The following is a 24,538-nucleotide window of genomic DNA, read 5'->3' as shown; positions in this document are numbered from 1 at the left end:
CCCGCGTGCAGCGCGTCCCGCGAGTCAGACCAGCCGGCGCGCGGTCGCCCAGCGGGTCAGTTCGTGCCGGTTGGACAGCTGGAGCTTGCGCAGGACCGCCGAGACGTGGGACTCGACCGTCTTCACGGAGATGAACAGTTGCTTGGCGATCTCCTTGTAGGCGTAACCCCGGGCGATCAGGCGCAGCACCTCGCGTTCCCGCTGGGTGAGGCGGTCCAGGTCCTCGTCCACCGGAGGGGCGTCGGTGGAGGCGAAGGCGTCCAGGACGAACCCGGCCAGCCGCGGGGAGAAGACGGCGTCTCCCTCCTGGACGCGGAAAATCGAGTCGACCAGGTCGGTGCCGGTGATGGTCTTGGTGACATAGCCGCGGGCGCCGCCGCGGATCACCCCGATCACGTCCTCCGCCGCGTCCGAGACGGACAGCGCCAGGAAGCGGACCGGCTGCTCGGCGTCCGCCATCAACGCGGCGCACCGGCGCAGCACTTCGACCCCACCGCCGCCCGGCAGGTGGACGTCGAGCAGGACCACCTCGGGCCGGGTGGCGGTGATGACCGCGACCGCCTGGTCGACGTCCGCGGCCTCGCCGACCACCTCGACCCCGGTCTCGGCGGTCTGGCCGATCTCGGCCTGGACGCCGGTGCGGAACATGCGGTGGTCGTCCACCAGCACCACTCGTACGTGCCGCCCGCCCGCGCCGGCGCCGGCCGGGTCGGTCTCGGCCGGTTCCGCCGCCCCCGCCGTGCCGTTCGCCTCGGTCGCGTCGCTCATGACGTCTTCTCCGCCCTCTCCATCTCCAGCTCGACCTCGGTGCCGCCGTCCGGCACCGCCCGCAGCCGGGCCGTGCCGCCGTTGCGCTCCATGCGGCCGATGATCGATTCTCTGACACCCATGCGGTCGGCGGGTATCGCGTCGAGGTCGAAGCCGGGGCCGCGGTCCCGCACGGACACGAAGACCGTCCTTCCCTCGACTTCGGCGTAGACCTGTACGGCACCGCCCTCGCCACCGTACTTGGCGGCGTTCACCATCGCTTCACGCGCGGCCTGCATCTGCGCACCGGTCCTCTCGTCGAGCGGGCAGTCGCCGACTATCACCACCTCGATGGGGACGCCGTGCTTGTCCTCCACCTCGGCTGCGTTGCGGCGCACGGCCTCGGCGACCGTGTCCGGTTCGTCGGCCTCGTCCTTGCCGGTGCCCTCCGGCTTGTAGAGCCAGGTGCGCAGGTCGCGCTCCTGGGCGCGGGCGAGGCGGCGGACCTCGCCCGCGTTGTCGGCGTTGCGCTGGATCAGGGTGAGGGTGTGCAGCACGGAGTCGTGGACATGGGCGGCGACTTCGGCGCGTTCCTGTGCGCGGATGCGCATCAGGCGCTCCTCGGACAGGTCCTGGGTCATGCGGACCAGGTAGGGGCCGGCGAGCAGGGTGATGCCGACGAGGACGGCGAGCGCGGCCTGGAGGACGGCGCCGAGATGGGCGGTCGAGCCCTGCAGGACGAAGATGGCGGAGACACCGGCCGTGACGAGCAGGACGCCGCCGGCCGCGCGGAGCAGCGTGAGGGTGCGGCGCCGGCGGCCGGCCTCGGCCCAGCGGGCCCGGCGGGCGTTGTCCGCCTGGCGCCAGACCAGGGCGACACCGGCGGCGACGAGCACGGCGGGCACCAGGTACGCCTTGGTGGCGCTGCCCAGGTTCACGCTGCCGACGAAGACCACGGAGACGACGACCATGAGGAGCAGCGCGACGATCTGTCCCCGGTCCGGCTTGCGGGCCACCAGTTTGCGGCGGCCGTCCGGCGAGGTCTCCGTGCCCACCAGCGACGGCTTCTGGTCGCCGACGCCGCCGATGCCGAGCGGCACGAAGAACCAGAACGCGGCGTACAGCAGCGCTCCGAGTCCGTCGGCCATGAACAGGCCGACGAAGACGAGCCGCACCCACACGACGGGCAGCCCGAGATGCCCGGCGAGGCCCCGCGCCACTCCGCCGAGCCAGCGTCCGTCGCTGCTGCGGTAGAGCTTGCGCGGGGGCCGCGGGTCGTCGAGGGGCAGGCTTGCGGCTTCCGGCATGCCAACGATGGTCACACGAGCGGCGGGAGGGAGCATCAGGGTCGGTCCCCGAGACGCCCCTGATCTTCGGTCGGGGGCGGTCCGGGTGGGCGGTTCGGCGGGTGTCGCGCGGCGGCCGGTGCCGCTCGAACGCCTCCCCGCCCCGTCTCAGGGCCGATTTCAGGGTTGGCCCAGGGTCGTCCCGACTGCCGCCGCGGCAGCAGGGCCGTCACCATGGACGCATGACGGATCACGAGCACGCCGCGACGGGTCCGGGACCCGGCCCCGGCCCGCGCCCGGCCCCGGGCACCGGGCCGACGGATGCCGCGCCCGCCGCGACGGACGGAACGGGAGCGGCAGGCGCCGGCCCCCACTCCCCCACGCACGAGCCGGAACGGAAGGAGGGCACCGAGGTGCCCGGCCGGTTCCGGCGCGACCGCGGGCACAAGATGATCGCGGGCGTGTGCGCGGGACTCGGCCGGCAGACCGACATGGATCCCGTCATCTTCCGGATCACGTTGGCCGTGCTCTCCGCGACCGGCGGTCTGGGCCTCATCTTCTACGGCTTCGCCTGGCTCCTGGTGCCGTACGAGGACGAGGAGGAGAACGAGCTGCGCAAGCTCTTCACGGGCCGGGTGGACGGCCAGGCGCTGGCCGCCGTGCTGTTCGCCCTGGTCGGCTGCGGGATCTTCCTGACGATGCTGAGGAACGGCGGGGTGCTGGCGTTCGCCACGGTGCTCTCGTTGCTGCTCGCCGGCGCGGGGTACTGGTCGCGGCGCCGTGGCGCTCCCGACCCGGACCCCCTGGCCGCGCAGGCCGCGGCCGACGCGCCGCCGGAGGCCCAGGCGCCGCCGGTCGTCACCACCTATCCCTCCTGGTGGCGGGACCCGATCGTCAAGGACGGCACCCATGTCGGCGGCACCGGCTACCTGTGGGGGCCGGGTGACGCCCGTGAGCGCGATCTGACCTCGGTCGTGGACGTCGGCGTACCCGCCTCCTGGACGCACCCAGGGGCGATACAGACGCCGCGCGCAGCGCCCCCGAGACCGCGCGGCCCACGCTGGATCGGCGGCTGGGTGTTCCTGCTCGCCCTGCTGGCGGGCGGTCTGGGCACGAGGCTCAGCTGGGACACGCACCCGCTGGGCACCAGCCTGCAGACCGGTCTGGCGTGCGCGCTCGCGGTGTTCGGGCTGGGTATCGCGCTCAGCGCGTTCCTGGGCCGCACCGGGGCCGGCACGGTGTTCCTGGCGCTGGTCACGGCGGCGCTGCTCGCGGGGGCGGCGGCGCTGCCCCGGGACATCACGACCCACTGGCGGGAGACGTCCTGGAAGCCGGTGGCGGCGGCCCAGGTACGGTCCGGGTACGACCTCGGCACGGGGCGGGGCACCCTGGACCTGACCCGGGTGCACCCGGCCGGGGGGCAGACGGTCACGACGGACGCCCGGGTGGGCGCGGGACAGCTGAAGGTGATCGTGCCGGCGGATGCGGCGGTGCGGCTGAGCATCGATGTGGGGGTGGGCGACATCCGGCTGCCCGGGGACAGCGGAAAGGACGTGGACGTGCGGCCCGGCAGGCACCAGGAGGTGACGCTGACGCCGGCCAAGAGCGCCGGGAAGGGCGGCACGCTGGATCTGACGCTCGGCGTCGGAGTGGGACAGGTGGAGGTCAGCCGTGCTGCGTCATGAGTTCCAGCCGGGAAAGCTGGTCACCGGGCTGTTCCTGACCGCCACCGCCGTGGCCTTCGCGGGGGACGCGGGCGGTCTGTGGGAGACACCGTGGTTCGCGGTCGTCCCGCTGGTCGTGGGCGGACTGTGTCTGGCCGGCGTCACTGCGGCGCTGACCCGGGGGATACGCAGACGGGGCGGCGCCGAGAACGGTCAGCGGTAACCGCCGGTCCTTCGGCGGCGGGCCCGCCAGGCGGCGTCGACGGAGAGGTAGGGGGTGCCGGCGAGGACCAGGGGGAGCCAGGCCATCAGATAGGCGAGGTCATTGCCGTAGTAGTACGGGGTGGTCGCCCAGCTCACCGTCAGCCAGAGGCTGAGCGAGATCAGCGCTCCGCCGAGTGCGGCCAGCCGGCCGAACAGGCCGATCAGGACGCCGATGCCGACGGCCAGTTCACCGAGGGCCATGGCGTAGCCGAAGCCGACCGGGCTCTTCAGCGCCAGGTCGACCAGCGCCGGGATGGCCGCGGAGTCGCGGGCCGAGCGCATGGTCTCGCCGATGGAGCCGGTGCCGGCGGATTTCAGGAACGCGCTGTCGGTGAGCTTGTCCAGACCGGCGTAGACGAAGGTGATGCCCAGGAAGACCCTCAGCGGCAGCAGGGCGTAGTGGCCGGCGGTCTCCCGCCAGGTGCGGTAGCCGTCCAGCCGGGTGGTGTGCATGTCTGTCCGAATCCCGTGAGTCATCGCTGCCCGCCGCCTCTCGCCCGCCGATGCACCCCTCACGTGACCATACGTATGACGAAGGGAGCCCGTTCAATCCTTTCTCGAACCATTTTCCGGATTTCGGGTGTCGGTGTGAACGGGAGGGCGGGCCTTCCGACGGGCCTCATCCGCCCCCACGCCGCCCCTCCGCGTACCGCGCCGTCCGGGCCGGTCAGGACTCGGACACGCCCAGGCGTCGATCGCCCGCCGTACGGTGGCCGTACCGTCGCGCACGGACCGCAGGACCCCATGGACCGCAAGGACCGCAAGGACCGCAAGGACCGCACGGACCCCAGTGACCCCACGGCGGCGCGGAGTGCGGCCCCGTGCGACTCCTTCCAGCTCCGGGCGGCCATCCCCCGGCGGCCATTCGGGCGCCGCGCGGACGAGAACCGGGCTGCGCCGGGTCGTTCACTCCGTCACCTGGACGACGCACCGGTTGGTCGCCACGCCGGCCGCGGTCACCACCTGCACCTCCACCGCGCCGGGTTCCACCTCGGCCGGTACCGACACGGTCAGGACGGTGTCCGTGGGGTTGCGGAAGCCGCCCGTGACCGGGACCAGGGGGACGTGCACGTCGACCGCGCCGATGCGGACGACCGTGCGGGAGAGCCGGTCGGCACCCTGGGCGCCGGGCGGGACGAAGCCGCTGCCGCGGATCTCGATGTCGTCGCCGGTGCGAATCGGGCCGTCGAGGTCACCGGGTTCGCGGGCGCGGACCACCGAGAGGATGACCGGCCGGCCGCCCTCGGCGTACTTGCCGGCCAGGTAGGTCGCGGCCGAGATCAGCACGATCACGCCCAGGCCCCAGGGCAGGTCGGGCAGCTGGTCGGGGCGGCGGGCCAGTCGTACGGCGGCGAACAGCAGGGCGACGGCACTGATGGCGACGTACTGGATGTCGGTGAAGGCGCCCCGGCCGGAGTCGTCGGTGAGCAGGTCGGCGGCGCGCGGACGGTGGGCGGGCACCTTCTGCAGCCGCTGGGCGAGGATGCGCAGGCCCACCACCCGGCGGACCAGGACGGCGACGCCGCACACCACGGCGAGGACGGTGACCACGCCCGCGCCGCGTGCCAGGTCGAGGCCGGAGAGCAGCGCGTCGCGTCCGGCGTGATCGGAGGCGGCGGCCAGGCGGGCGGCGAGCAGCAGGACGGCGTACGCGACGAACAGGACCCAGCAGGCGGCGACGGTGCGGGAGGTGGAGAGACGGTTGTCCTCGCCGATCAGCGGTGCGAGCGCTCCGCCGCGCGTGCGGTGGAGGAAGCAGGCGGCGGTGAGCGCGGCGGCGACGACGAGCGCGGCGAGCAGGGCCGCGGTGCGGGCGCCGGTCCAGCCCGCGCCGATCGCGGTGAGCGCCTCGGCCAGCAGCAGCGCGGTGACCGCGCCCCAGACCGCGTACACCGTCCGCAGCCACAGCCGGGCGAGCCGGGCCGCGCCCTCGGCCCGGCTCTGTTCGGCGACGGCCTCGGCCCGCTCGGTCAGTTCCTCCGAGACCCACTGGCGGGACGCGGAGGCCGAGTGGGCCACGCCCGCCGGCAGTCCCCGGCCGGCGGCGAACTCGTCGCGCCGGCGCAGGAACGCGGCGACGGCCCGCCGGTGTCCCTCCCGGGCGCCGTGCGGGCAGTCCCCGCAGGTGCAGCCGCCCTCGTGGACGCCGTCGGCATCCGTGTGCCCTCTCGCCTCCTGCACCGCCACGCCCGACGCCCGCCTTCCCCGCGACCTGCCGATCCGGCCGCCGGCACCCGTGATGGGCACGACGGCCGGGCAACTCCCCTGTGTCGGAAGCGCATTGTGCCCTACGCCGGGCCTCCGGCGCGCCGGGGCCGGGTCACCGGGGGTGAAGCCGGTACCGCCGTGTTGACCCGGCGGCGGATCACCCACGGACCGCGCCGCTCCGGTACGCCGGCCGGGCGGATGCGGTGCGTCAGTCGAGCAGGTCCGGTTCGCTGCGGCTGATGTCCTGCCACAGGGGCTGGTAGTTGATCCAGGCCACGAGGTCGCCGCCGAGCTGTTCGCGCGTGGCGACGGCGAGTTTGTGGTCGATGAGCACCGGGCGGCCCGCGGCCCTGGCCAGCAGCTGCACCTGGCAGGACCGGTCCAGGGACAGGAACCACCAGGCCGCCGCGTCGACCGAGTCGCCGACGGTGAGCAGCCCGTGGTTGCGCAGCACCAGGGCCTTGCGGGAACCGAGCGCGGCGGCGATCCGGCGGCCCTCCTCGGCGTCCGCGGTGACGCCGGTGTACGCGTCGTACAGGGCGAGGTCCTCGTAGAAGGCGCAGCTCTCCTGGGTGATGGGGTCGATGAGGTCACCGAGGGCGGCGAGGGCGCGGCCGTGCACGGTGTGGCAGTGCGCGACGGCGACGACGTCGGGGCGGGCGGCGTGCACCTGGGCGTGCACGGTGAACGCGGCCTGGTTGACGTGGTAGCGGCCCTCGACGACCTGCCCGTCCTGGTTGACGAGGACGAGGTCGCCGACGGTGACGTGCCGGAACGGCATCCCGAAGGGGTTGACCCAGAAGCAGTCGGTGAACTCGGGGTCCCGGGCCGTGATGTGTCCCGACACCCCGTCCTCGAAGCCGGCCCGCCCGAAGATCCGCAGGGCGCCCGCGAGCCGCTCCTTGCGGTGCCGGCGCTCGTCCTCGGCCGAGTCGTGCATCGGCGGCATGGCGAACCGCAGCCGGTCGGTGGGCAACGGCAGGGGCGGCGTGGGCCCGTGCATGGATCCTCCCGTACGGGGATTGCGGTACGGCCGGAAGGTACCGCCGGCCGGTGGGAAAGGGCAGAGCCGTGCTGTGAAGATGCCGCGCAAACCCGACAGGAGGTGTCGGGATTGCCGGTGAGACTGGCCCGCATGAACTGGGCAGCCTTCAGCACCGCCGTACCCGATCTGGCGCGCACCGCCGAGGAGCGCTTCGGCGTCCACCGCCACCATGTCCTCGCGACCCTCCGCAAGGACGGCTCGCCCCGCACCTGCGGGATCGAGGTCCGCTTCCTGGGCGGCGAGCTGTGGCTCGGCATGATGCCGGGCTCGGTGAAAGCCCTCGACCTGCGCCGCGACCCCCGGTTCGCCCTCCAGGCCAACCCGGGCGCGGGCACGGACATGGGCGGCGGCGACGTCCGGATCGGCGGGCGGGCGTACGAGGTCGAGGACGGCGGGGCCAAGGCCGCGTACGTGAAAGAGGTGGAACCGCCGCAGCCGTTCCACCTCTTCCGCACCGAGCTGACGGAGGTCGTACGAACCTACGTCGAGGACGACACGTATCTGGTCACCCAGGTCTGGAAGCCCGGTGAGTCCCTGCGCACGCTGAAGCGCGCGTAGGGCCTACTCCCACTCGATCGTGCCCGGCGGCTTGCTGGTCACGTCGAGGACGACCCGGTTGACGTCACGGACCTCGTTGGTGATGCGGGTGGAGATCTTCGCCAGCACGTCGTAGGGCAGCCGCGACCAGTCGGCCGTCATCGCGTCCTCGGAGGAGACCGGGCGCAGGACGATCGGGTGGCCGTAGGTGCGGCCGTCGCCCTGGACGCCCACGCTGCGGACGTCGGCGAGCAGGACCACCGGGCACTGCCAGATGTCGCGGTCCAGGCCGGCCGCGGTCAGTTCCTCGCGGGCGATGGCGTCGGCCTCGCGCAGGAGGTCCAGCCGCTCCTTGGTGACCTCGCCGACGATGCGGATGCCGAGGCCCGGACCCGGGAAGGGCTGACGCTGGACGATCTCCTCCGGCAGGCCCAGCTCCTGGCCCACCATGCGGACCTCGTCCTTGAACAGCTTGCGCAGCGGCTCGATCAGCTTGAACTCGAGGTCCTCGGGCAGGCCGCCGACGTTGTGGTGCGACTTGATGTTCGCGGTGCCGGTGCCGCCGCCGGACTCCACCACGTCCGGGTAGAGGGTGCCCTGGACCAGGAACTCCACGGCCGGGCCCTCGTCGGCGATGATCTCGGCCTGCGCCTGCTCGAAGACGCGGATGAACTCCCGGCCGATGATCTTCCGCTTCTCCTCGGGGTCGCTGACCCCGGCGAGCGCCTTGAGGAAGCGCTCCTCGGCGTCGACGACCTTCAGCTGGACGCCGGTGGCCGCGACGAAGTCCTTCTCGACCTGCTCGGTCTCGCCCTTGCGCATCAGGCCGTGGTCGACGTACACGCAGGTCAGCTGGGAGCCGATGGCCTTCTGGACGAGGGCGGCGGCGACGGCGGAGTCCACACCGCCGGACAGGCCGCAGATCGCGCGCTTGTCACCGACCAGCTCGCGGATGGCCTCGACCTGCTCCTCGATCACGTTGCCGGTGGTCCAGTTCGGCTCCAGGCCGGCACCGCGGTACAGGAAGTGCTCCAGCACCTGCTGGCCGTGCGTGGAGTGCATGACCTCGGGGTGGTACTGGACGCCGTAGAGCTTCTTGTCGTCGTTCTCGAACGCGGCGACCGGGACGACGTCCGTGGAGGCGGTGACCGCGAAGCCCTCGGGGGCGGCGGAGCAGGCGTCGCCGTGGGACATCCACACGTGCTGCTCGGCCGGGGTGCCCTCGAAGAGGGTGGAGGAGTTCTTGGCGACGTGCAGGTCGGTACGGCCGTACTCGCGGGCGCCGGTGTTGTCGACCGTGCCGCCGAGGGCCTGCGCCATGAGCTGGAAGCCGTAGCACATGCCGAAGACGGGGACGCCGGCCTCGAAGATCGCGCGGTCGAGGGTGGGGGCGCCCTCCTCGTACACGGACGAGGGGCCGCCGGAGAGGATGATCGCCGCGGGGTTCTTGGCGAGCATCTCGGCGACCGGCATGGTGCTCGGCACGATCTCGCTGTAGACCCGCGCCTCGCGGACGCGTCGGGCGATGAGCTGGGCGTACTGCGCGCCGAAGTCGACGACCAGGACGGTGTCGGGGGTGGCGGCAGACTGGGTCGCTGATGACACGGGGTGCCTTCTGGTGGTCGGGCGGGGGTCTGTGCCTCCGATTCTAACGGGGCGGCCGGGGGACCTTCCGAGGGAAGCCGCCGTGGCATACTGGCCGTATGCGCAAGCACTCGACCTTCGTCTTTACCTATGGCACCCGGCCCGCCGGCTGCCATGGTCGTGCTGCTTGAGCTGACGCCAAGCGACTTCCCAGGCGCCCCGGGCCGACAAGGCCCGGGGTGCCTGTCGTTTCTCCGGGCCGTGTCGTTCCGGGGCACTCATCCCAGCGAGGAGCCCGACATGACCACCACCGCACCGGACACCGCACAGGACGCCGCCCCGGAGGCGATCATCGCCGACGCCCGTGACCGCATCGACGCGCTCGACGACCGGATCATCGGGCTCGTGCAGGAGCGGATGGCCGTCTCCGCTGTCGTCCAGCAGACCCGTATCGCCTCCGGCGGGCGGCGGGTGCACCTGTCCCGCGAGATGGAGATCCTCGGCCGCTACCGGGACGCGCTCGGCAAGCCGGGCACCGCTCTCGCCATGACGCTGCTCGAACTGAGCCGGGGTCGTATCTGAGTTCGGTGCCGCTCTCACCCGTACGGCGCGTGACCGGCCCGCGCACCGCTTCGTTGAGGGGGGTGTCCGTGCCAGCCAGGGGCGGGCCCGAAAGAACCACGCGTGGCTCGCTGGAGCGATGAGGCGTACGGGTCGTGCCGCACGCCGTGGGACCTCGCTCCGGGAAGTGACCGGACGGCAGGGGACAGCAGCCCGGTCACCCAAGAGAACGGCCGGCTCCGGGGACGCCCGGGGCCGGCCGGCGGAACCCGACAACTGCAGACAGGCCACAGGGCACAGGGACAAGCGGCGCGACCCCCGGCGCCGCTCCCCGGCACCGGCGCTGCCCTGACGCCGGTGCTGACCGGAAGAAGGGCCCCGCGGCCTCTCCGTCCCGCGGGGCCCTTCGTCATGCCCGCACGCCGCACCGCACGTCATGCCCGCACGCCGCACGCGCGCGCCGCACCCCCCACCTGAACTGTGACTCAGATCACAAAAGAACCCCGGATCTCCGGAGCAACCCTTCACGCTTTCCGCCGATCAAACCTGCGGATCAAGAAAACGGTGAGAGGGACCTGCCTTCGGAGGGGGATGCAGGTCCCTCTGTGCCGCTGCGGCCGGTCCGGCCGACACCCGCCCGGTCACTTCTTCGGCGGCACCGCCGGCATCCCGAGGAAGGGCAGCCGCAGCGCGCCGAACGCGTCCGCCGGGACCACCGGGGCCTGCGGCTCCACCGGCTTCAGCCGCTCGTACGGCGCTCCGGGCGCCGGCCGCGGGTCCTCCTCGCCCTTGTTCGGCCAGAACGACATCGCCCGCTCGGCCTGCGCGGTGATCGTCAGCGAGGGGTTCACCCCCAGGTTCGCCGAGACCGCGGCGCCGTCCACGACCGAGATGCCGGGGTGGCCGTGGAGCCGGTGGTACGGGTCGATCACGCCCGTCTCCGGTGAGTCGCCGATGGGGCAGCCGCCGAGGAAGTGCGCGGTGAGCGGGGTGCCCATCAGCTCGCCGACGTTGCTGCCGGGGAAGCCGTTGATCTCGGCGGCCAGCGCGGAGGCGGCCTCGGTCGCGGCCCTGATCTGCTTGGGGTTGGGCGCGCCGTGCCCCTGCCGCGCGGTGAGCAGGCCCTTGCCGACGCCGCCGGGCTTGAGGTACGTGGTCAGCGAGTTGTCCAGGGACTGCATGACCAGGCCGATGATGGTCCGCTCCGACCAGCGCCGGTTGGACAGGGAACGGGCGACCAGCATCGGGTGCCGGGCCGCGTTCGCCAGCCAGGCGAGGACGCGCGAGGAGCCCTCGGCGTAGGGCACCTGGAGGATGGACAGGCCGCCCATCGAGTTGGAGCCCTTGCCGTAGCGGACCGGTTCGATGTGGGTGTTCTCGTCGGGGTGGATCGAGGACGTGATGGCGACGCCCCGCGTGAAGTCGGCACGCGGCGCGCCGGTGGCCTTGCGGTAGCGCCGGTTGTCGGTCTGGGCGCCGACCAGGGCCTCGGAGTTGGTGCGGGTCAGGTCGCCGAGCCGGGGGGACAGGTACGGCAGCTGACCGCCGGCCTTCATGCGGTGCAGCAGGGTCTGCGTGCCGTAGGTGCCGGCCGCGAGGACCACCTGGCGGGCGGTGAAGAGCCGGCCCTCGCCCTTCTTCCTCCGGTCCGTCGGCAGGGTCGCCACCGCGTAGCCGCCGCGCGAGTCGTCCGTGACCGACACGACCGTCGTCATCGGGTGCACGACCGCGCCGGCCTTCTCGGCGAGGTACAGGTAGTTCTCGTTCAGGGTGTTCTTCGCGCCGTGCCGGCAGCCGGTCATGCACTCGCCGCACTCGGTGCACGCCCTGCGGTCGGGTCCGGCCCCGCCGAAGTACGGATCGTTCACCCGCTGGCCGGGCCGGGCCCTCGCCTTGCCGTCGGCGTCCTCGCCGTCGCCGAAGAACACGCCCACCGGGGCGAGGTGGAAGGTGTCGCCGACGCCCATCCGCTCGGCCGCGGCCTTCAGGTGGACGTCGGAGGGGGTCATGGTGGGGTTGAGCCGCACGCCGAGCATGCGCCGGGCCTGGTCGTAGTACGGCTTCAGCTCCTCCTGCCAGTCGGTGATGTGCCGCCACTGGGGGTCCTCGAAGAAGGGTTGCGGCGGCACGTACAGGGTGTTGGCGTAGTTGAGGGAGCCGCCGCCGACGCCCGCGCCGGCCAGCACCATCACATTGCCCAGCAGGTGGATGCGCTGGATGCCGAACATGCCGAGCCTCGGGGCCCAGAGGTAGTTCTTCAGGTCCCAGGAGTTCTTCGGCAGGGTGGCGCGGGTGAAGCGGCGCCCGGCTTCCAGTACCCCGACCTTGTACCCCTTCTCGGTGAGCCGGAGGGCGGACACCGAGCCGCCGAAGCCGGAGCCGACGATCAGGACGTCGTAGTCGTAGGCGTCTTGCGGCACGTGTACTCCTCGTCGAGTTGCGGCTGCGGGTCGTGCGTGGCCGGGCGCGGCTGCCCGCGCCCGGAGTCGGTCAGCGGAACCGGAATGCCTTCATCAGCTTCAGGCTCGTGCTCATGAAGCGGGCGTAGGACTCGTCGTCCATCCCCAGCGAGGGCGCCATCGGCAGCAGCCGCTGCTGGGCGACGGTCTGGGCCTCCGTGTACTTGAGGATGCCCTCGGAGCCGTGGCGGCGGCCCAGGCCGGAGTCCTTCATGCCGCCCATCGGGGACTGGACGCTGCCGTAGGCCGGGGCGTAGCCCTCGTTGACGTTGACCGTGCCGGTGCGCAGGCGGGCGGCGACGTCCCGGCCGCGGCGGGCGTCGGTCGTCCACACGGAGGCGTTCAGACCGTACGGCGTGGCGTTGGCGCGTTCGACGGCCTCGTCGTCGCTCTTGAACCGGTAGACCGAGACGACCGGGCCGAAGGTCTCCTCCTCGCAGACGGCCATGGAGGTCTCGACGCCGTCGAGGATGGTGGGCTCGAAGAAGTAGGGGCCGATGTCCGGGCGGGCCACTCCGCCGGCGAGCACCTTCGCGCCCTTGGCGACGGCCTCCTCGACGTGTCGTCGCACGGTCTCCAGCTGGCGTTCGCCGACCAGCGAGCCCATGTCGGCGCCGTAGGCGAGGCAGTTGCCGAGCCGCATGGCCCGGGTGCGGGCGGCGAACCGCTCCAGGAACGCGTCGGCGACGGACTCGTGGACGTACAGCCGCTCGATGGAGATGCACAGCTGGCCGGCGGAGGAGAAGCAGGCGCGTACGGCTCCGGCGGCGGCCTTCTCGACGTCGGCGTCCTCCAGCACCAGCATGGCGTTCTTGCCGCCGAGCTCGAGGGAGACGCCGACCAGCCGGGAGGCGGCGCCGACGGCGACCTCGCGGCCGGTGCGGGTGGAGCCGGTGAAGGAGACGTAGTCGGCGCGCTTGACCAGCTCCGGGCCGACGACCGGGCCCTCGCCGAGGACCACCTGGAAGACGCCCTCGGGCAGGCCGGCCTCGATGAGCAGGTCACGGGCCCACAGCGCGGTGAGGCAGGTCTCGGTGTCCGGCTTCATCACGACGGCGTTGCCGGCGGCGAAGGCGGGCAGGGCGTCGCCGACGGACAGCTCCAGCGGGTAGTTCCAGGGGGCGATCTGGCCCACGACGCCGCGCGGGTGGCGCAGTTCGGTGACCTTGGTCAGCGTCGGCACGGCGCCCGCGTGCCGCTTGGGCTTCAGGTACGCGGGCGCCCGGCGGCCGTAGTGGCGGGCCGCGACGGCGACGGCCTGCACCTCCTCGTGCGCGTGCAGTCGGGCCTTGCCGGTCTCCAGCTGGACCAGGTCGAGGACCTCGGCCTGCCGCTCCAGCAGCAGGTCGTGGAAGCGGAGCAGGACGGCGGCCCGCTGCCGGACCGGGACCTTCGTCCACACGGCCTGGGCGGCGCGGGCCACCTCGAAGGCCTTGCCGACGTCCTGCGGGGTGGACTCGGGCAGGTCGGCCAGTTTCTCGCCGGTGAAGGGGGTGTGGTTGGCGGTGCGGCCGGAGCCGACGACGCCCTTGGTGAGCTGGGCCACCAACTCCGGCGTGACCACGTCGGCGGCGGTGCGGGCGCCTTCGGGCGCGGGCGCGAGCGGGTTGGTACCGGCGGTGTCCGGGGCCTGCGTGTCCGTCATGACGCGCAGGGTATGCCGCGGCGGAGGCTTTGTGTACCCGTCGGTAACGCGGATTCACCGAGTACTCACACACTGCCAGTGATCACTGGCAGCGAATGCGCTGATCAGGGCGTTGGGGCACCGCACCGCACGATCAGTCGACCTCGCTCCTTCTCGCGAGGAGGAGTCCGAGGGCGGCGAGGGGGGTGCGGCGGGGCGCCGGCTCGGGCGCGGGGGCCGGCGTGGGCTCGGGTGCCTGGGCGGACTCGGGTGCCGGTTCGGGCTCGGGCGCCGGGGCGGCGGCCGGCGGGCGGGGTTCCCGCGCCGGTTCCGGTACGGCGGTGAGCCCCAGGCAGTCGCGGAGTGCGGCCTCGGTCTGCGCCGCGTCCGGCCGGGCCGCCGGCTCCACGGCGTGCAGCCGGTCCAGCAGCGGGCCCAGCGGGCCGGGGTCCGTCTCGCCCAGGGTGACGCGGAGCAGGGCGCCCAGGGACCACAGGTCGGAGGCCGGGCCGGCGCCGGGCCCCGCCGCCCGCTCGGGTGCGACGAAACCGGCGGGCGCGTCCTCCACGTGTCCGTCGCCGATGCCGAAGTCGGTGAGGACGACCCGCCCGGTCCCGGTCTCCAGCAGCACGTTGGCCGGTTTGAGGTCCCGGTGCACGATCCCGACGGCGTGGGCGGCGCGCAGCGCGCCGAGCACGGCGAGCCCGACGCGCGCGGCCTCCTCGACGGGGAGCGGGCCGCGGCGCAGCACCTCCCGCAGGGACTCCCCGGCCACCAGCTCCATGACGATCCAGGGGACGCCGTCCTCGGTGACGACGTCGTACACCGTCACGGCCGAGGGGTGCCGCACCAGGGTCGCGGCGCGGGCCTCGTGGTGGAGCCGGTGCGCGATGCGCCGGCTGTCCTCGTCGGCGGCCGGGTCGCCGGGCAGGAGGGGTTCCTTGACGGCGACCAGCGCCTCCCCCTGTTCGTCCCGGGCGCGCCACACGGTCCCGGACGGCCCGGAGCCGAGGCGTCCGGTCAGCCGGTAACGACCGCCGATCAGACGTGCGTCGGGCGGGTGTTCGCCGTCTTCGGTCATGTCACATGAGTACCGTGTGCACCGTGCCGTTGTCGAAGCGGGAGGCCGGAAACGGGACCCGGGAACCGGGACGGCCGGTCACACGGCCCACCGGCACGGGCTGAAGCCGTGCGCGCCCTCGCGCACCTCCACCGCCCCGGCCGGCCGCGAGTGCGCCGTGACCCCAACGCCCCTGCCTCCGCGACCCGTTGCGGCGCCGGCCGCCGTGCACTCCCCTACGGCGGCCCCCCGGCGGCCGGCCGGTCGCCGAGGCGGGAGACCGGGCGCCGGGGCGGGAGACCGGGGTACGGCGGCCCGTACGCCGGTAGCGGACCGGCGAACCGGTCACCCACCCGTGGCCGAGAATGTGTCCACCGCCACGTCGAAGTACTCCCGTGCCTCCCGCACCTGCCCGACCGGTGCCGACACCCACACGTCGTACAGCCGGCCGTTCTCCTCCCAGCACAGGTCGTAGGTGTGGCGCGGGCCCTCCGCCGCGCTGAAGCCGTCCCAGGTGAACTCCCACAGCGCGGCCGGGTGTCCGTGCCGCGTGGTCCGGATGACGCGTCCGTCGTGGTACCCGGGGTTGGTGGAGGGACCGTCGGCGGCGGAGCGGTTCATCGCCGCCTCGGGGCCGCCCACCTGGGGCCCGCCGACCCGGATGCCCAGCCGGAAGGTCCCGCCCGGCGAGAGGTAGAAGACGCGGCCCTCCGGGCTGCGGGTGAAGTCCCGCGGTACGGCGAGGGAGAAGCCGGCCGGGTCACGGGCCGTGCGGTAACCGGAGGGCGCTGTGCGCGAGTCGGCACCGGGGTTGAGCGGCGGTGCCGGTGCGGTCCCGGTCGGTGACGGGGAGACGGCCGCACCCCCCGTACCCCGTCCGGTCGGTGACGGGGACGCCGTCGTGCCTCCCGTGCCGGTCCGGGTCGCCGGGCTCGTCGCGGTGCCGCCCGGCGTGCCGCCGCCCCCGTCCCCGCTCCCGTGCAGCAGCAGCGCCGCGGCCGACACGCCGGCCCCGGCCAGCGCGGCCACGAGCAGTGCCGCGACCAGCGTGCCGCGCGGGGAGGAACGCGCCGGAGGCGGTTCGAGTGGCGGCCGGGCCGGGCCGGCCGGCGGCGGTCCGCCGTGGGGCAGGTCCCGCTGCGCCGGCGTTGCCGGGGTCTTCGGCGTGAGACTGCCGCCGATCCGGTGGATGAGCCCGCCGCCGTGCGCCCCCGCGGGGCCCGGGTCGCCCGGCGCGGGCGGCGTCCGTCCGGTCTCCAGATACGTCCACAGCATCCGCTCGGCGTCCGCCGCGCCCAGCCGCCGGTCCGGGTCGCGTTCCAGCAGCCCCAGCACGACGGGCAGCAGCGGCTCCGCCTCGGCCGGCGGGCGGATGTCGTCGGAGACGACGGCGTGCAGGATGCCGCCGAGCGAGTCGCGCCGGAACGGCGACTCGCCGCTGAGCACCGTGCACAGCAGCGCGCCCAGCGACCACAGATCGGACTCCGGCCCGGTGCGCAGTCCGGACATCCGCTCCGGCGCGGTGTACTCGGGCGAGCCGACGAACGAGCCGGTCTCGGTGAGCGTGGTGGCGCCCTCCACCTGCGCGATGCCGAAGTCGGTGAGGACGACCCGGTCGGTGCCCGACTCGATCAGCACGTTCGCGGGTTTGATGTCCCGGTGCAGCACCCCCGCCTCGTGCGCGGTGCGCACCGCGCTCAGCAGGGCGATGCCGATCCGCGCGGCCTCGGAGGCGTCGACCGGGCCGTGCCGGTCGATCCGGTCGGCGAGCGAACCGCCGTCGATCAACTCCATGACGAGGTAGGGCCGTTCGTCCTGCTCCACCACGTCGTGCACGACGATGATGTGCGGGTGGCGTAACTGGCAGACCGCGCGCGCCTCGCGGAGCGTGCGGTCCCGGCGGCGGCGTGCGTCGTCGTCCGGGAGCGCGTCGTCGGACAGGAGTTCCTTGACCGCCACCCGGCGGCCCAGCACCTGGTCGCTCGCCCGCCACACGACGCCCATGCCGCCGCGCCCGACGCGTTCCTCCAGGCGGTAACGGCCCGCGATCAGCCGGAAGCCGGCTCCCTCGGTCCCCATGGGCCCATCATGCCGCACGGGGCCCGTGCCCCCCGGGACACCGACCGGCCAAGACACACCGGTCGGCCTGCCATTTTCGGCCGACTCGGCGACCGCCGGGGCCGGTTCAGCCCTCGTCCGGCTGCTGCCAGCCGCGCAGCACCCAGGTGAACTGCTCGCTGGTCGTGGCCCAGTCCTCGGCCGGCGAGGACATGTAGAGGGCGTACTCGGTGCCCTGCCGGGAGAAGTACGTCTCCTCGACCGCGTGCCGCGGTCCGGGGACGTACGGCGGGTCCTTCTTCAGCGCGGTCCAGGTGTACTCCCACCGGGCGCCCTTGCGGTCGCGGTAGATGTTCTCCTTCATCGTGACGCGCCGGTAGTCGACCAGCCGCTGGAGCTGCTGCTCCAGGTCCTGCTGGTGGGAGAGGGGGTCGGCGAAGTCCGGTGAGCCGTCGATGGCGACGCGGACGAAGTGCTTGCCGTCGTCCGGCGTGTAGTCGATCTGCTTGAGGTCGCCCTGGATGCCGTACACCTTGCGCTTCCAGCCCTTGGGCAGGGAGAGGCTGAAGCCCAGCGGGTCGTGGTACGTCGTCCAGCCGTCGGGCAGCGCGCCGTCGGCCCCGGCCGTCTCGCTGTCGGCGGGCGCCGGGCTCACCTCGCCGCCGGAGCCGGTGTCCCGCCCGCCCCAGTGCTGGATCGCCACCGCCCCGGCACCGCCGAGCACCGCGGCCAGGGCGACGACCACCGCGAGGGTGCGCAGCCGCCGGCGGGGCCGGACGGGCGCCGGCCCGCGGACCGTGAACCCGCCGGCGGAACCCGGGTCGTGTCCGGGCCCGGTGGACGCGGGGTCGTAGGGGGAGGTGGCGGAGCCGGAGCCGTACGCGGCCGTCGAGCCACCGGCGCGGTGCCCCTGGCCGGAGGAGTGCGCTCCGTAGCCCTGACCGGAGGGGTCCGGCCCGTAGCCCTCGCCCGGGACGCCCGGACCGTAGCCGGAAGCCGGGGTCCGGGAGCCGTAACCGGAAGCCGGTGTCCCGGAACCGTAGCCCTCGGCCGGCGTGCCCGGGCCGTAGCCGCCGCCCGTCGTGCCGGCGCCGTGGCCGGGCGGGGGTGTGCCCGTGCCCTGGTGACGTCCGGTGGCCGTGGGGAAGCCCGAGCCCTGGGTCGGGACGAACGCCTCGGCGGCGCGCGGCCGGCGGTTCTCCGCCGCCTCGGCGAGCATCTGCTCGGCCTCCTCCGCGCCCGGCCGCCGGGCCGGGTCCTTGCGCAGCAGCGCGGCGATGACCGGGGTGAGCACACCGGCGTGGCGCGGCTCGTCCGCCTCCTCCTCGACGACCGCCTGCATGGTGCTCAGCGGCGAGGTCCGCCGGAACGGCGAACGCCCCTCGACCGCCGTGTACAGCGTGGCGCCGAGCGCCCACAGGTCGGAGGCCGGGCCGGGATCGTGACCGCGCACCCGCTCGGGGGCCAGGTAGTCGACCGAGCCGACGACCTCACCGGTGCGGGTGATGGTGGTGTCGCCCTCGATCTGGGCGATGCCGAAGTCGGTGAGCAGGACCCGGCCGTCCGCGCCGAGCAGGACGTTGCCGGGCTTGACGTCCCGGTGCAGAACCCCGGCGGAGTGCGCGGCGCGCAGCGCCCGCAGCACCCACAGCCCGATCCGCGCGGCCTCCGCCGGCTCCACGCGCCCCCGCTCCTTGACCGTGTCGGCCAGCGAGGCGCCCTCGACCAGCTCCATCACGATCCACGGGCGGCCGTCGTGTTCCAGGACGTCGTGCACGGTGACGACGGCCGAGTGGTTGATCCGCGCGGCGGCCCGGGCCTCGGCCCTGGTCCGGGCGAGCAGCACGCCCCGGTCGCTGTCGGAGACGTAGAGCGCGGCGGTCAGCTCCTTGACGGCGACCTTCCGGTGCAGCACCTCGTCGTGGGCGCGCCACACCCGGCCCATGCCGCCGCTGCCGATGGAGTCGGCGAGCCGGTAGCGGCCCGCTATGAGCAGGCCCTGCATCTGATTCACGTTGCCCCGCAATGCTCTTGACACGGTCAGACTAAGGACCGGCCTGCCCCCAGGGAACCAGCGGGGTGCCAAGGAAACCGCACTGTGACGATGGTCATTTCGGCGCGAGAGAGGGAACCGCACCGGCACCGCACGACCCCGGACACACGCTGCTCAACCGGTGTAGCGATACGTCGCGGTAGCCTGCTCGTACAGCCGCGTCACCTCGTCCCGCTCCGCATCCGGACCGCGCACCTGGACGACGTGATAGCGGCCGTTCAGCAACAGCGCCATGTTCCGCACGAACAGGTCACGGCCCTGCCCGTCGGTCCAGGTGAACTGCCCCTCGGCCATGGTCCGTCCACCCACCTCGATGGTCCGCAGCCCGCCGGCCGTGGCCCAGCTGGAGTCGCGGTACGGCTGGAGTTCGCGCTCCTTGTCCCGCTGATAGACCATCGGATCGCTGCCGTACGCGGACGTCCCGTCCCGTCCCGGTACGACGATCAGCTCGAAGTTCCCGTGCGCGTAGACCACCTGGCCGCTGCCGTTCTTCGGGGTGCGCGTCCAGCCCTCGGCGACGGCGACCTTGAAGCCGTCCGGGTCCTTGCGCAGGGTGAAGCCGTCGGGGACGGCGGGGTCCCCGCCCGTCTGCGTCTCGGTCGCGGGCGCGGAGGCGGAGGCGCCCCCGTCCGGCGCGCTCTGCCCGGCGGAGGGGCGCGGGGTGTGCGAGGGCGCGGCACCTGTCTGCCCGGCGCCGCCGGTACGGTCGCCGCCCGCCGCGCCACTCTCGCCCTGTTTCGGCATGAAGAGCATCGCGTAGGCGATCGCACCGGCCAGCAGGAGCAGGATCAGCAGGAGCAGGGTCCGGCCGAGGCTGCGCGGCGAACCCGCGCCGTCCCGGGCCCGCTTGTGCCGGCCGTGCGGATGGGCCGCGGGCAGCCCGGCGCGCCGCCGGCGCACCAGTTCGCCACGGCGCCGGACGATCGGCAGCCGGCTCGGGTCGGCGGGCGGCGTCGGGACGACATGGGTGCCGGCGTCCGGCTCGGGCGCGGACCGCACCAGCGACCGCAGCCAGCCGCTCAGTTCCTCGACGTCCGGCCGTTCGGTGGGGTCCTGGCGCAGCAACGACTCCACGACCGGCCGCAGCGGCCCGCACTCCTCGGCGAAGGCGGGCGGTTCGGCGCACACCAGCTGCACCAGCTCGGCCGTGGACTCCTCCGGGTACGGTGCGTGCCCCTGCACGGCCCGGAACAGCAGCGCGCCCAGCGCCCACAGATCGGTGGCCGGGCCGATGGGCGCCGCCAGCTGCCAGTTCTCGTGCACGGGCCCGGCCTGCTCCGGTGCCCAGCGCTCGGTCACCGGCCCCACCACGGTCATCCGCACCTGCCGCGCCCGCTCGGCGGCGAGCGCGGTCCCGGGCCCACGGCGCACACCGCCGGGCTGGTCCCAGCCACCGCCCGGCGCCCCGGGCCGACCGGCGCCGGAAACGGCTGCGGGGGCGGTGCCGGACGCGGGTGCGGGTTCGAGTGCGGAGTACGGCGGGGTGGCACCCGCGTAGCCGGGCTCGGACACCTCCCACGCCTGCCGGCTCCGCTCCCCACCCGGCACCGGGGCGCGCCCCGGACCCTGTCCGGGACCGGGCGCCGGCGCCTGCCGCCCGGACCCGTACCCCTGACCCGGCACGGACGCCTGCCCGCTGCCGGGGTTCGCCGGTGGCAGGCCCGGCCGGTGGGCTCCGCCGTCCGGGGCCGGGGGCGTGCCGCCGGTTCCGGGGCGCGGTGCGGCGCCGTGCCAGGGGGCGCCGCGCACCCCGTAGGGGTCGGCTGTCCGGCCGGGCGGCACCGTGGTGCCGGTGCCCTCGCCGGAGGCGCCGGAGGGGTACGACGGCGCCGCGCCGGGGCCGGTGTCGTCGGCGGGTGGCCGCGCGCCCGGAAGGGCCGCGCGGTCGCCCTGCTGGGCCTCGTGCACCCGGGCGGCGGCCCGGGCGCCCGCCCGGTACGCGGCGATGGCCCCGGCCCGGGCGGCCCGGATGTCGGCACCGCTCTCCAGGGCCGGCTGGCCCGCCGCGCCGGAGCCGCCGTTCGCCCCCGGCGCCGGGAGCCCTCCGGCCGCGCGCGCCTGGATGGCGGCCCGCCGCGCGGCCTCGGGATCGACGTCCCCGGCCGGCCCTGCGCCCGCTTCGCCGCTACGGCCCCCGGAAGCGGCGGAGACCGCGCCGCCTCCCGCACCGGGCCCACCGCCCATCGTGCCGCCGCCGACGGAACCCGGCTCGGCGCCGAACCCCTCCCCCGTGTCGCCGTGCGGGTCCTCGGGAGCCGGCACCGGGTCGTATCCGCACAGCGCCTCCTCCGCCGCGCCGGCCGCGAGACCCGTCAGCATCACGCGGCCGTCGTCGCAGACGAGGACCGTGCGGACGGTGATGTTGCGGTGCACCCAGCCATGGGCGTGCAGCACCCGGAGCGCCATGAGCACGTCGGAGGCGACCTCGGCCGCCCGGTACGGCGTCAGCGGCCGCTCGGCGAGCAGGGCGGCCAGCGGGCGCGCGTTCACCAGCTCGCTGACGATCCACAGGGACCCGCCCTCGGCGAACACGTCGAAGACCTGGTCCAGCCGGGGGTGGTCGGGGATGCCGGCCGCCGCCTGCGCGGCCTCGACGGCGCGCCGCACCGCCGGATCGGCGGGCCGCCGGGTGGCGGTCCTCGCCTCCGGCGCCCGGCGGGACGCGCGCTCCCGTGCGGTGAACCCGGCGGGCAGGCCCTCCGCGTCGAGCACCTCGGCCTCGACGACCTCCGGCAACGGCACCTGCCGGACGAGGACCTCCTGACCGCTGTAGGTGTCGAAGGCGCGGGTCTCGGTGAGTTCGTACTCGTCGGACGGCGGCAGTGGCAGGCGGTAGCGGTCGGCGAGCACCCGACCCGCGTAGTCGTCCACTTTGCCTCCCCCGGCCGCCCGGTTGGTCACATCCGTTCGCCCCACGGCCCGTTTCGTACACGCGTCCGGCCGCGTACGGTCCGCGACCCTTCACGATACGTGCCGGAGGCAACCCGCATTGAGAGGATGACGGATTCTCACGTACCAAACCGGCGCACGGCGCCTATGACTTGGGTTCGAAGGACTTCGTCAACGTCTTCCAGGTGTCCTTGCGCAGTTCGCCGTGCCAGTCGGCGCCCTTCGCGGTGTACATCAGCGCGTAACCGAGGTGGTCGTTCACCACGAACCCCCGGTCGATCGTGCGGTACCCGGTGCCGCCCTCGACGTAGGTGAACTCCCAGTCGGCGGTGTTCCAGCCGCGGTAGTCCACCTTCTCGATGCGGATCTTGTGGTACTGGGAGCGCACCATGGAGCGCTCCTGGTTCTTCCAGTCGGCCACCGGGTCGTCCTTCGGCGTGCCGGTCCAGGCGACGAGCAGCTTCTGCCCTCCGGGCCCGGTGTAGCGGTCACCGGCGCCCCCGGTGGACTGGTACGTCCACCCCTTGGGCAGCCCGATCGAGTACCCCTGGCCGCCCTTGCGGGTGGAGACCACCGGAGCGCTCCCGCCGTCCTTCGACCCGGAGGAGCCCTCGGTGGAGTCGTCGGAACCGGTGTCGGAGCCGGTGCCGGCGGACGGGTTCGCGCCGGTGCTTCTCGTCGGCCCGGTGCTCGCGGAGGCCGAACTCCCCCCGTCCGTCCGGGGCCCGGTGGCCGTGCCGCCGCCCGTGCCCTTGTCCCGCTTGGCGGACGCGTCGGGACTGGCCGCGGCCCTGGCACCGCCGCTCTTGTCGTCCTTGCCGTCGTCGCCGCCCAGGGTGAGGGCCAGTACGGTCCCGAGCACGGCGAGCACGACCACCACGGCGATGATCAGCAGCGTCCGCTTCGGCACCACGTCGGTCAGCGGGGCCCTCGGCACCGAACGCGTCGGCAGGTCCAGGTCCGGCGGCGGGACCACGGGCCAGCCGGAACCCTGCTTGTTCGTGCTGGAGTTCGGCATGCCGGCGGCACCCGTCGCCGCACCGCCCGGCCTCGCGGCGGGTTCGGCCCCCGGTCCGGCGGAGAACCCGGGCCGCGTCTCCCCGGGAACCGCGCCCCCGGCGCCCACCGCGCCGCCCGTCCCCGGCGCGGACGGCTCGCTTCCGCTCTTGTTCCGCGCGGCCGCCGCCGTGGCCGCCCCGGCCGCCTTGCGGACCGACCGCAGGGCGCCGCGCAGCTTCTCGCCGCCCTCCTCGCCCCGCCTGCCCGTGGGCCCGTCGGACTGGGCGGGCAGCGGGACCACCTGCGTGGCGTCCAGCGGCTTGGGCTCGGGCGCCCGGATGACGGCGTTGAGCATGGCCCGTGCCCCGGCGTCGTCCAGCCGCTTGGCCGGGTCCTTGGTCAGCAGGCCGTAGATGACGTCCCGCAGCGGTCCGGCGTTCTTCGGCTCGTCCAGGGGCTCGGTCATCACCGCGGTGAGCGTGGCGATCGCCGAACCCTTGTCGTAGGGCGGGGTGCCTTCGACCGCCGCGTACAGCAGGCCGCCGAGGGACCAGAGGTCGGCCGCCGGTCCCGGCTTGTGGCCACGGGCCCGCTCCGGGGAGATGTAGGAGGGGGCGCCGACGAGCATGCCGGTGGAGGTGATGGACGGGTCGCCCTCGACCTGCGCGATGCCGAAGTCGGTGAGCACGACCCGGCCGTCCTCGGCGATGAGCACGTTGGACGGCTTCACGTCCCGGTGCAGGATGCCCTCCCGGTGCGCGGAACGCAGCACGTCGAGGACGGCGAGGCCCACCTCGGCGGCGCGCTTCGGCTCCAGCACGCCGTCCTCGCGGATGACCTCGGCGAGGGACTTGCCCTCGACCAACTCCATGACGATCCAGGGCCGGTCGTCCTCGTCGACGACGTCGAAGACCGTCACCGCGCTGTTGTTGCGGATCCGGGCGATCGCCTTGGCCTCGCGCAGGGTGCGCGTGATCAGGCGCCGCTTCTCCTCCTCGTCGATGTTCGACGGGAACCGCAGTTCCTTGACGGCGACCGTCCGCCCCAGGGTCTCGTCCTCGGCGCGCCAGACCGTGCCCATACCGCCACGGCCCAGCACGTCTCCCAGCCGGTACCGCCCCGCGAGGAGACGCCGCTGGTTCTTGTCCTGACGAGTCTCCTGACGAGATGTACCCGCCCGCTCCGCCTCCGACATGCGTCCCCTCATACAACCCGCCCTGACAGAGCCTCCATTGTCTCTCACCCGACAAGTGCCCAACGCCCAGGGTGCCCCTGGCCGGGGCCCGCCCCCGCCGTCCCGGAGGCCCGCCTGAAGCGCGTGTTCCGCTTATCGGGATGACGGGTCGTAAGAAGGGAGGAACCGGTACGCCGACGCTTCGGACAGTCCCGTCCATACCGGTGCCCCCGACACCCCGAACCCGCGCTGCTCACAACCGAGTTCCCCCTTATCGCCCGGTATAACGACCGGTATTCGAGCGGGGATCCCGGAAACGGCCACTC

Annotated in this window: 17 protein-coding genes; 4 read left to right on the top strand and 13 right to left on the bottom strand. The window is 73.9% G+C overall.

Annotated features, from left to right (window positions below):
* Positions 1 to 24 precede the first annotated feature (24 nt).
* Both LG395_RS27085 and LG395_RS27080 read right to left on the bottom strand, forming a co-directional pair.
* Entirely contained in the window at positions 25 to 768 is a 744-nt protein-coding gene (locus LG395_RS27085; protein WP_171153575.1) for a LuxR C-terminal-related transcriptional regulator, read from the bottom strand.
* A complete protein-coding gene (locus LG395_RS27080; RefSeq protein WP_171153577.1) occupies positions 765 to 2,054 on the bottom strand; it encodes an ATP-binding protein in 1,290 nt (429 codons plus the stop codon). Before LG395_RS27080 ends, LG395_RS27085 begins: the two co-directional genes overlap by 4 nt.
* A 221-nt stretch (positions 2,055 to 2,275) precedes the next feature.
* On the opposite strand from LG395_RS27080, the gene LG395_RS27075 reads away from it, so the two are divergent.
* Both LG395_RS27075 and LG395_RS27070 read left to right on the top strand, forming a co-directional pair.
* Entirely contained in the window at positions 2,276 to 3,718 is a 1,443-nt protein-coding gene (locus LG395_RS27075) for a PspC domain-containing protein (RefSeq protein ID WP_225811524.1), read from the top strand.
* Positions 3,705 to 3,920, top strand: a complete 216-nt coding sequence (locus tag LG395_RS27070) for a hypothetical protein (RefSeq protein WP_171153580.1) — start codon at positions 3,705 to 3,707, stop codon at positions 3,918 to 3,920. Before LG395_RS27075 ends, LG395_RS27070 begins: the two co-directional genes overlap by 14 nt.
* Here the strand turns inward: LG395_RS27070 and LG395_RS27065 are convergent.
* The 3 genes from LG395_RS27065 to LG395_RS27055 form a co-directional block, all read right to left on the bottom strand.
* Positions 3,911 to 4,438, bottom strand: coding sequence for a DoxX family protein (locus LG395_RS27065; RefSeq protein WP_372463471.1), 528 nt, complete (start codon positions 4,436 to 4,438; stop codon positions 3,911 to 3,913). The genes LG395_RS27070 and LG395_RS27065 overlap by 10 nt on opposite strands.
* Before the next feature lie 429 nt (positions 4,439 to 4,867).
* On the bottom strand, positions 4,868 to 6,148 hold the full coding sequence (locus tag LG395_RS27060) for a hypothetical protein (protein ID WP_225811522.1): 1,281 nt from the start codon (positions 6,146 to 6,148) through the stop codon (positions 4,868 to 4,870).
* A 229-nt stretch (positions 6,149 to 6,377) separates the two neighbouring features.
* Entirely contained in the window at positions 6,378 to 7,172 is a 795-nt protein-coding gene (locus LG395_RS27055) for a class II aldolase/adducin family protein (protein WP_225811521.1), read from the bottom strand.
* A gap of 132 nt (positions 7,173 to 7,304) precedes the next feature.
* Here LG395_RS27055 and LG395_RS27050 point away from each other — a divergent pair, with 132 nt between their 5' ends.
* Positions 7,305 to 7,772 carry a pyridoxamine 5'-phosphate oxidase family protein gene (locus LG395_RS27050; RefSeq protein ID WP_171153588.1) on the top strand — a complete coding sequence of 156 codons (468 nt, stop codon included), beginning with the start codon at positions 7,305 to 7,307 and terminating at the stop codon, positions 7,770 to 7,772.
* A gap of 3 nt (positions 7,773 to 7,775) precedes the next feature.
* Here LG395_RS27050 and guaA read toward each other — a convergent pair whose 3' ends face one another.
* Positions 7,776 to 9,356 carry a glutamine-hydrolyzing GMP synthase gene (gene guaA, locus LG395_RS27045; protein WP_171153590.1) on the bottom strand — a complete coding sequence of 527 codons (1,581 nt, stop codon included), beginning with the start codon at positions 9,354 to 9,356 and terminating at the stop codon, positions 7,776 to 7,778.
* A gap of 279 nt (positions 9,357 to 9,635) precedes the next feature.
* Here guaA and LG395_RS27040 point away from each other — a divergent pair, with 279 nt between their 5' ends.
* Entirely contained in the window at positions 9,636 to 9,917 is a 282-nt protein-coding gene (locus tag LG395_RS27040; RefSeq protein ID WP_171153592.1) for a chorismate mutase, read from the top strand.
* 620 nt (positions 9,918 to 10,537) lie between these two features.
* On the opposite strand, the gene LG395_RS27035 is transcribed toward LG395_RS27040, so the two are convergent.
* From LG395_RS27035 to LG395_RS27005, 7 genes are all read right to left on the bottom strand, one after another.
* Positions 10,538 to 12,316 carry a GMC oxidoreductase gene (locus LG395_RS27035; RefSeq protein ID WP_225811520.1) on the bottom strand — a complete coding sequence of 593 codons (1,779 nt, stop codon included), beginning with the start codon at positions 12,314 to 12,316 and terminating at the stop codon, positions 10,538 to 10,540.
* Between the two features lie 70 nt (positions 12,317 to 12,386).
* Positions 12,387 to 14,000 (bottom strand): succinic semialdehyde dehydrogenase, encoded by a 1,614-nt coding sequence (locus tag LG395_RS27030; RefSeq protein ID WP_225811519.1) that lies wholly within the window; start codon positions 13,998 to 14,000, stop codon positions 12,387 to 12,389.
* Positions 14,001 to 14,133: 133 nt separating this feature from the next.
* Positions 14,134 to 15,060, bottom strand: a complete 927-nt coding sequence (locus tag LG395_RS27025; RefSeq protein WP_225811518.1) for a serine/threonine-protein kinase — start codon at positions 15,058 to 15,060, stop codon at positions 14,134 to 14,136.
* Positions 15,061 to 15,384: 324 nt separating this feature from the next.
* Positions 15,385 to 17,118, bottom strand: coding sequence for a protein kinase domain-containing protein (locus LG395_RS27020; protein WP_225811517.1), 1,734 nt, complete (start codon positions 17,116 to 17,118; stop codon positions 15,385 to 15,387).
* 106 nt (positions 17,119 to 17,224) lie between these two features.
* Positions 17,225 to 19,102: a serine/threonine-protein kinase gene (locus tag LG395_RS27015; protein ID WP_225811516.1), complete on the bottom strand. Its 1,878-nt coding sequence runs from the start codon at positions 19,100 to 19,102 to the stop codon at positions 17,225 to 17,227.
* 162 nt (positions 19,103 to 19,264) lie between these two features.
* On the bottom strand, positions 19,265 to 22,021 hold the full coding sequence (locus LG395_RS27010) for a serine/threonine kinase C-terminal domain-containing protein (RefSeq protein ID WP_225811515.1): 2,757 nt from the start codon (positions 22,019 to 22,021) through the stop codon (positions 19,265 to 19,267).
* 163 nt (positions 22,022 to 22,184) lie between these two features.
* On the bottom strand, positions 22,185 to 24,233 hold the full coding sequence (locus LG395_RS27005) for a serine/threonine-protein kinase (RefSeq protein ID WP_225811514.1): 2,049 nt from the start codon (positions 24,231 to 24,233) through the stop codon (positions 22,185 to 22,187).
* Positions 24,234 to 24,538: the final 305 nt, after the last annotated feature.

The sequence above is a fragment of the Streptomyces spinosus genome (assembly GCF_020400655.1).
Classification (GTDB): domain Bacteria; phylum Actinomycetota; class Actinomycetes; order Streptomycetales; family Streptomycetaceae; genus Streptomyces; species Streptomyces argyrophylli.
The sequence above is the reverse complement of the archived record's forward strand: the minus strand, read 5'-3'. Positions and strand labels throughout refer to the sequence as shown.

Coding starts and splice junctions, on each gene's coding strand:
- LG395_RS27085 (WP_171153575.1), bottom strand. CDS start 768: ATGAGCGACGCGACCGAGGCGAACGGCACGGCGGGGGCGGCGGAACCG.
- LG395_RS27080 (WP_171153577.1), bottom strand. CDS start 2,054: ATGCCGGAAGCCGCAAGCCTGCCCCTCGACGACCCGCGGCCCCCGCGC.
- LG395_RS27075 (WP_225811524.1), top strand. CDS start 2,276: ATGACGGATCACGAGCACGCCGCGACGGGTCCGGGACCCGGCCCCGGC.
- LG395_RS27065 (WP_372463471.1), bottom strand. CDS start 4,438: ATGACTCACGGGATTCGGACAGACATGCACACCACCCGGCTGGACGGC.
- LG395_RS27055 (WP_225811521.1), bottom strand. CDS start 7,172: ATGCACGGGCCCACGCCGCCCCTGCCGTTGCCCACCGACCGGCTGCGG.
- LG395_RS27050 (WP_171153588.1), top strand. CDS start 7,305: ATGAACTGGGCAGCCTTCAGCACCGCCGTACCCGATCTGGCGCGCACC.
- LG395_RS27040 (WP_171153592.1), top strand. CDS start 9,636: ATGACCACCACCGCACCGGACACCGCACAGGACGCCGCCCCGGAGGCG.
- LG395_RS27030 (WP_225811519.1), bottom strand. CDS start 14,000: ATGACGGACACGCAGGCCCCGGACACCGCCGGTACCAACCCGCTCGCG.
- LG395_RS27025 (WP_225811518.1), bottom strand. CDS start 15,060: ATGACCGAAGACGGCGAACACCCGCCCGACGCACGTCTGATCGGCGGT.
- LG395_RS27020 (WP_225811517.1), bottom strand. CDS start 17,118: ATGGGGACCGAGGGAGCCGGCTTCCGGCTGATCGCGGGCCGTTACCGC.
- LG395_RS27015 (WP_225811516.1), bottom strand. CDS start 19,102: ATGCAGGGCCTGCTCATAGCGGGCCGCTACCGGCTCGCCGACTCCATC.
- LG395_RS27005 (WP_225811514.1), bottom strand. CDS start 24,233: ATGTCGGAGGCGGAGCGGGCGGGTACATCTCGTCAGGAGACTCGTCAG.